Annotated in this window: 2 protein-coding genes; one reads left to right on the plus strand and one right to left on the minus strand. The window is 33.8% G+C overall.

Annotated features, from left to right (window positions below; all coding sequences use genetic code 11):
• The first annotated feature begins 109 nt into the window (after nucleotides 1-109).
• Nucleotides 110-574, plus strand: a complete 465-nt coding sequence (locus TY15_RS22910; RefSeq protein WP_040203606.1) for a hypothetical protein — start codon at nucleotides 110-112, stop codon at nucleotides 572-574.
• A 301-nt stretch (nucleotides 575-875) separates the two neighbouring features.
• Here TY15_RS22910 and cyoE read toward each other — a convergent pair whose 3' ends face one another.
• Nucleotides 876-1,667, minus strand: a complete 792-nt coding sequence (gene cyoE / locus TY15_RS22915; protein WP_179301683.1) for a heme o synthase — start codon at nucleotides 1,665-1,667, stop codon at nucleotides 876-878.
• Nucleotides 1,668-1,904 lie beyond the last annotated feature (237 nt).

Below are 1,904 nucleotides of genomic sequence, written 5' to 3' on the forward strand. Positions count from 1 at the left end.
CAGTTGAAAATAATAAACTTTTTGAAAAGGAATTAAGGAGACATTTGAAGGGGAATTACCAACCTATGGGGTTTAAAATACTAAAAGGACAAAAAGTAAAGTGATGAGTATACAAATTTTTTCGACCTTTGAAACGACCTCCTATTTAGAAATGGCCATTACATGCTTAGAAAGAAAGGGGGTAAAAAAAGAAAATATATATGCAGTGCCACTAGACAATCGTACAGAGGAGCGAAAGTTTTTTGATACCCTTCATCGTTCTGATGGTACTTCAATGATTGATATAGGAATGGCACTTGCCACTGCCTTTTCTGTTATTGGTGCGAGTATTGGATTTAAATTATCATGGGGGCCCATTTATTGGGGGCTTATAGGTGCATTTAGTGGGTTTGTTCTCGGAATTGCCATTCGCCTTTATACTGAATTGGTTGTAAATAAGAAAAAAATATTGTTAAAAGGGAAGCATTCTGAGATTATTCTTATTATTGATTGTGAAGAGTCTCAAGCTGAGTTTATAGAGAATGTACTATGGAATCATTTTGCATTAGGAGTTGCAAAAGTACAGCAGATATAAGGAAGGAAAAGTAACTGGTGGATAAATATTAAGAGATGTTTAACCTATTAAATAATGGGACCAAGCAATGATTATTGATTTTGACAAAAACGATAAAATAGATCATCCAAAAGTTCAAAATGGTTTTTTGCAGGACCTAACAGGGCAGGTTTCTTCAAGAACGAATCTATTTCTTTTTGATTCAAATAACAAGATTAAGAAGGGAGTTTGTTTTGTAAAAACCATCCTTAATTTTGGTCAATGAACAAACTTTAGGATATAGAGTGAAGAAATAAAAAGAACCCTTGAGGCAGGGTCCTTTTTAAATTGACATCACGATAATAGATATAAGAAATAACATCATATGAATAACGGAATATTTAAACATCTGTTTAGCCCAATGTTCTTCGTTTTGTGTAGTAAATCCGCTTAAAGATAAACCTATCCATCCGATATTTAAAAGTGTCATAAATCCGATGAAAAAGAAACCAAGAGATTTCATGAAGAATGGTATTGGAATCAAACAGATAAGATAAAATAGAAGATGGATTTTCGTTTTCTTGATGCCTGATACAACAGGTAACATGGCGAATCCTGCCCGTTTGTAATCATCAAATCTTCGTATGGCGATGGAATAAGTATGGGGCATTTGCCAAATGAATACGATGAGTGCCATCATCATAGGAATAAGTTGAAAACTGCTAGATAACACAGACCAACCGATTAACGGTGTTACGCATCCTGATACGGCACCAATAATCGTGTTCCATGAGTATTTTTGTTTGCTCCAAAATGTGTACAAGACCACATAAAAAAACCAACCAATGAATGAAAATAGTAACACTTCGGCATTAGTAAAAAGCAATATTAAAAATCCTATTATACTTGTTGTAACTCCTAAAGTTAAAACAAACTTCTTGCTGAACTCTCCAGTAGCACTTGGTCTTTTTTTAGTTCGCTCCATTAGTTTATCTAAATCAGCTTCGTACCAATTATTCAACATTAAAGCACCAGCAATGACAACGGCACTTCCTATTAATGTAACAAAGAATGAGACAATATGTTCAGCAAGTGGAAGATGATTGATATGCGAAGATAAAAAATATCCTGCCAACACAGAGCACATTGATAACAAAGACTTTCCCTTTAATGAGACTGATTAGGTTTGTAAAGAGATTTTTTGGTGTTTTAGTTTGCATTTGATTCATATATATTCCTCTCACTTACTATCTAACAGACTAGCATTTTAACACAAATATTCTTCGAATGCTTATGGTCTTATTTTTGAATTTATACTACCACTTGAAGATCTGTTACCAGATACTTAAGTGCTCCATGCCCTCCAATAGTG

The organism is Neobacillus jeddahensis, from assembly GCF_000612625.1.
GTDB classification, from domain to species: domain Bacteria; phylum Bacillota; class Bacilli; order Bacillales; family Cytobacillaceae; genus Neobacillus; species Neobacillus jeddahensis.